The 4,584-nt window shown below is 21.2% G+C and carries 4 protein-coding genes; all 4 read left to right on the forward strand.

Annotated elements, in window-relative coordinates:
* The first annotated feature begins 586 nt into the window (after window positions 1–586).
* The 4 genes from KGF52_RS20350 to KGF52_RS20365 all read left to right on the forward strand — a co-directional run bounded on the left by KGF52_RS20350 (window position 587) and on the right by KGF52_RS20365 (window position 4,426).
* The gene (locus tag KGF52_RS20350; protein ID WP_227841433.1) at window positions 587–1,207 is read left to right on the forward strand and encodes a hypothetical protein; all 621 of its coding nucleotides are present in this window, start codon (window positions 587–589) and stop codon (window positions 1,205–1,207) included.
* 465 nt (window positions 1,208–1,672) lie between these two features.
* Window positions 1,673–2,473: a class B sortase gene (locus tag KGF52_RS20355; protein ID WP_227841434.1), complete on the forward strand. Its 801-nt coding sequence runs from the start codon at window positions 1,673–1,675 to the stop codon at window positions 2,471–2,473.
* A gap of 183 nt (window positions 2,474–2,656) precedes the next feature.
* The gene (locus tag KGF52_RS20360) at window positions 2,657–3,631 is read left to right on the forward strand and encodes a zincin-like metallopeptidase domain-containing protein (protein WP_227841435.1); all 975 of its coding nucleotides are present in this window, start codon (window positions 2,657–2,659) and stop codon (window positions 3,629–3,631) included.
* A 228-nt stretch (window positions 3,632–3,859) separates the two neighbouring features.
* Window positions 3,860–4,426 (forward strand): hypothetical protein, encoded by a 567-nt coding sequence (locus KGF52_RS20365; protein ID WP_227841436.1) that lies wholly within the window; start codon window positions 3,860–3,862, stop codon window positions 4,424–4,426.
* The last annotated feature ends 158 nt before the right edge of the window (window positions 4,427–4,584 follow it).

Below are 4,584 nucleotides of genomic sequence, written 5' to 3' on the forward strand. Positions count from 1 at the left end.
ATAAAAAACAGCTACTCTTTACTAAAGTAGCTGTTTTTTATTTTTAAATTCTTTTTTAATACTTTAATTTTATAAATCAAACATATAAATTTAAATTTCAACAGTTTAAAATCCACAATAAAAATTTTTATTATAATTAAAACTTATTATTATAGATTTTAAACTGTTTTTATTTTAATAAAACAGTTATATTTAACTGTAAAAATGTTTATTTTTTTAAAAACATTTTTATAGCTAAATATAACTGTTTTAATTTCAGTTTTTAAATACTATTTTTCAAAATTCAAGTTTGAACATATAAATCGAAAAAGGCATAGTTATTTTCAAACTATACCTTTCTCTGAAAACTTAAATTAAAGAATAAGGTTAATGGTAACCTCGTTATCTATTTTAGATAATAACATAGATAACAACATTATACTAGTATTTTAATTAAATTAATGAAATAATAAAAATCTTTAATATATATTATATCTAATAAAAAATATATAAATATATATCTAATACAGATATATATTTTAAAAGTATATAAATAATATATATCTATATTAGATATATATTATTTAGTTCTAAGGAGGTTTGAAATATGAAACAAGATAAATTTTATTCTACATTAAAAATAAGTGATTTTAAAAAGTACAATATATTTGACTCAAATTTTTATAGCCAACTCCCAGCAAAATGTATTTGTGGAGAAGATTTATTAATAACAAAAACCCTTTCAAAGATATATTGTGCTAATGAGTTTTGTATTTATAATTTAGCATATCGTTTAAAAGATTTATTATCTGATATTGGAGTAATATCCACTTTAAATGAATGCATAAATTTCTTCGAAGTTAATCGCACTAGAAATATTTACTTTATATTTAGTCACTTTAGAATAAACAACTTCTATTTAGAAAATAATCCTATTTTAGAAGATAGTTTTATAAACACAATAAATTCAAATAAAAAGCTTCATTTGGTTGATTTAATTAAACTTGGCCATGTCAGAGAACTAGAAGGTCTAGAAAGTAAATTATTCTGTGACTATAGTAGTTTAGATGATTTTTATAGTGATTTATATAATAAAAAAATATATTTGTTATATAAATTACTAGAAGTTGACATTAATAATACCTACTTAATAAATACTTATAAAAGCTTGTTGATATATAAAAGAGATTTTTTTGAAAGTTTACAATACATAACACTTTTGAAATAGGAGATATACTATGAAAAAAATATTTGAAATATCAAAAAAAGATATTAATGAGAAAGAAATTTTACCAGGTAGCATCTTTAGTAAAATATTATTATTTATAGTCTATACAATATCACTTGCCTCTATAATATTAATAAATTCATCAATAACTGAGATACCTTCATTGCAATTAAATAATAGTAAACTTAGTTTATTAATTCTTTTATCTGTAATGATATTCTATAGAAGTATATATTATTTGATATGGTTATTGCTCTTAGGGCTTATAATGACTATATTTAAACTTAATAACTCAAATATTTATAAATATTATACTTCTTTTACAATTACATTTTATATTTGTATGATTATTATCTATTTTTTTACCTTAAATTTAAAATAATTTTCAGAAAGGAGAATATTTATTATGATATTAAAAATTTACTTGAAATTTAATCTTAAAGATAGAAATTATGGTGATATAAAATGAATTTAAATACTTACAATAAATTGAAATCATTTATATCTAGTAGAAAAAATATACTCATATTGTTTACTTTACTTTTAATTTTTCTTTTTATAATGATTATAATTGTATTGAACAGCCTAAATAACAGAAAAAAAATAGATATTAACTCAAATAACTATAGAAATAATGTAAGAATAAAAATTAATAAAGATGATGAATTTCCTTATATGAATTTAGATGTTCTTAAATTAAAAAAGAAAAATAAAGATATAATTGGTTGGTTAAGAGTTCCATCAGTTAATATAGATATCCCAGTCCCACAGACTAATAATAATGAATTTTATCTTACTCATGATATAGATAAAAAAAATAATGATGCTGGATGGGTGTTCTTAGATACAAGAAATAAGTTAGATTATATTGACATGAATACTGTGTTTTATGGTCACAATCTAAAAAATAGGCAATTTGGGCTTTTAAAACAACTTTTAAAGGAAAATGTGCATAGTAAAAAAAATGCTGATTTAATTCAATTTACAACAATTGATAAACAAATGATATTTAAAATTTGCTCTGTATATATTACTAATGATAATAATTGGAGCTATACTGAAATAGATTTTGAAAATGATAATAGAAAAGCTTTATTTATGAAAAGTATACAAGAAAAAAATATTATAAAAAACTTTGATAGAAATAGACTTTCATCTGGAGATAAAATAATAACTCTTTCTACTTGTTTTGGTAATTTAGGTACAAACAAAAGATTAGTTGTACATGCTAAACTTCTGAGTATAAAAGATGTAAATATAAGGTAAGTATAAGCTTTTTTCTATAAATTTTATTCAATATATTATTAAAACATATATATAAATACAAATTATATACAGAATAATAAAAATAACAATATATATAAAGATATATATAACAATATATATCTTTATATATATTGTTATTTTTATTTTAAATTTATTAATATTTCAAAGGAAGGTGAATAAATAATGGCTACAAATGAAACAAAAATAAGTGTAACAGAAATAATAGTAAATAGAATTATTGAAAAGATTGAAAAAGAAAAACAATTGCCTTGGCAAAAACCATTTTTATTTCCCAGTTTAAACTGGTACACAAAAACTGAATATAGAGGCATAAATAAACTTCTTTTATATGGTGGTGAATATATTTCTGCAAGTCAATTAAAAAAATATAATGCAAAAAATAAAATAAATTATTGGTTTGATAAAGGCACTCCATATGAAATTGTATTTTATTTCTCATATACAGATAGAGCTTTAAATCAAAATGAGATAAAAGAATATAAACTTAAAGGTCAAAAAGCTTTTAAATTTACTATAGTAAAAAAAGATGATACTTATTTCGAAAGAAAATGGTTTAAAAAATATTCTAGAGTTTATGATATTAAATATATTCATGATGATAAAGGTAATACATTAACTCCATTATTAGGAGCACAAGTTATAGATGTGCATACAAACCCAAATGAAATAGTATATAATTACATAAGTCAACAAAATATTAAAATTTTAAATCAAGGTAATAACGCTTACTACATATTAGGAAAAGATACAGTAGTTATTCCTCATTTGAACCATTTTAAATCTGATGAATATTACTATAGAACATTATTTCATGAGCTAATTCATTCAACTGGAGAGCCTTATAGATTAGATAGAAAAACTATAGTTGAATATAATAAAGATGTAGCTATTAGGTCTAAAGAAGAACTTGTTGCTGAAATGGGTAGCTTATTATTAGCTTCTGAAGCTGGATTTAAAGAAGGCACTGCTGCTGAAGCTAATTCCGATAACTATTTATTATCTTGGCTAGAATGGATAAATAATAATAAGAAAGATATTATATCTTGTATGACACAAGCTGAAAGAGCTAAAAATTTTATCTTAGGAAAAGATTTAGATTCATATAACTCTGATTTAAGTTCAAAAAAAATAAAGTAACTAAATATAATATTATAACTTGTCTAGATAGACAAGATATATTTGTATATCAAAGTTCTTAATTTTAAATACTTTTTTATAGTTTTTTTCCTAAAATACCTTAAAAAGTTTCCTATTATTTATTTTTTATGTATTAAAGTACATTCATTTTAAAATTCAAATTGTTTTTTCAAAAAAAAAGTTGTAAAATATATTTATAAGAAAAAAGTGTAAGAAGGGGGAGACTACATGATTACTTTTTCTGCTAATCCAAACCCTTATGGGGCTATTTTAAATTTAAACTTAAGCTCTTTACCAAAGACAAAATATGGTGAAGAATGGTTCCATGACCTTTGGATTAAATGTTGTAAGCATCCTTCTATGTTTAAAGAAGGGGTAAATCCAGATAATTGGGGATATAAGTGTGATAGCAATACAAAGATTAGTCTTAGTAAAAAAGAAGTTCCAATCATTAAATCAGATGAAAATTCTGATTCAAATAACAATAGATGTGTTGGTGTAATTGATACAATATTAGGGGAAATAGATAATAATCTAGATAAAGTACTTGAAGAGTCATCTTTTCAATCTGAAATATCTAAATTTTTAGAAATTAGAGATAGGTTAATGATTACTGATGATATAGATTTATTCTATATAGTAAAAAAAGCATTAGCTTTCAATTCTGTAGCATTAGATAAATTAAAATATATTTCTAATAAGTACAGTCTAGAAAATACATTGAAAGAGATTTTAGTTCCAAAGTGCTTTGAGCTTCTCTGTAAATCAATTGAGAATACATCCTGCTTTGCTTAATTAACTTGTACAATAATACTAAATATATACTTCTAAATAAATAACTAATGAAACTATAAATCATGTTGAAATAAAAAATATAATTGATTAGGACTTATTACTTTATTAAAAACAAGTTATTTTATAATAATACAAAGTAATTATTTAATATATAATAA

The organism is Clostridioides sp. ZZV15-6597, from assembly GCF_020657815.1.
GTDB lineage: Bacteria > Bacillota > Clostridia > Peptostreptococcales > Peptostreptococcaceae > Clostridioides.

Excerpts from the sequence above, each read along its gene's own strand:
- KGF52_RS20350 (WP_227841433.1), top strand. The coding sequence starts at position 587 with ATGAAACAAGATAAATTTTATTCTACATTAAAAATAAGTGATTTTAAA.
- KGF52_RS20355 (WP_227841434.1), top strand. The coding sequence starts at position 1,673 with ATGAATTTAAATACTTACAATAAATTGAAATCATTTATATCTAGTAGA.
- KGF52_RS20365 (WP_227841436.1), top strand. The coding sequence starts at position 3,860 with ATGATTACTTTTTCTGCTAATCCAAACCCTTATGGGGCTATTTTAAAT.
- KGF52_RS20360 (WP_227841435.1), top strand. The coding sequence starts at position 2,657 with ATGGCTACAAATGAAACAAAAATAAGTGTAACAGAAATAATAGTAAAT.